The organism is Streptomyces sp. sk2.1 (assembly GCF_008120935.1).
GTDB lineage: Bacteria > Actinomycetota > Actinomycetes > Streptomycetales > Streptomycetaceae > Streptomyces.
Window position 1 is genome coordinate 1 of record NZ_RDBO01000098.1, and the last position, 622, is coordinate 622.

Below are 622 nucleotides of genomic sequence, written 5' to 3' on the forward strand. Positions count from 1 at the left end.
TCCCGCACCCGTCCCCGACACCATCAGGAACGCCCCCTCGCCACGGGCCCGCGCCACCCGCTCCGGAAAGGCCAGCGCGGCCACCAGGCCCACGGCCGCGTCGTCCGGTCCCGACCCCCCGCCCGCGTCCGCGACGAAGGAGGACAGCCGCCGCACCTCCTGCCGCCAGCGCGCCGCGTAGCCGTCCCCGCCCCGCCGCGCGGTCCGCAGCGCCGCCGCCAGATCGTCCCCGTACTCCCGGGGCGGCTCCTCGCCCAGCAGCGCCACCACCTCGGCCGCCCGTCGCCCGCCCACCTCGGGCGCACCGTCCAGCAGTGCCCGGGCCAGCCGCGGGTGCAGGCCGAGCCGGGACATCCGGACGCCCCGGCCGGTCACCCGCCCGTCCGCGTCCACCGCGCCGATCGCCGTCAGCACCTCGCGCGCCGCGCCCATCGCACCCGCGGGCGGCGGGTCGAGCAGCGCGAGGCCCGAGGCGTCCGGATCGCCCCAGCACGCCGCCTGGAGGGCGAACGCCGTCAGGTCCGCGACCCGGATCTCCGGGGACGGGAACGGGGCGAGCCGTCCGTCCTCCGCCTGCGCCCAGCACCGGTACACCGTCCCGGGGGCTGGGCGCGCTCACGAC

At 80.1% G+C, this 622-nt stretch carries 1 pseudogene; it reads right to left on the reverse strand.

From position 1 onward, the window contains the following. A pseudogene (locus EAO76_RS40650) lies at positions 1–612 on the reverse strand (ATP-dependent helicase HrpB); the annotation flags it as partial. Positions 613–622 lie beyond the last annotated feature (10 nt).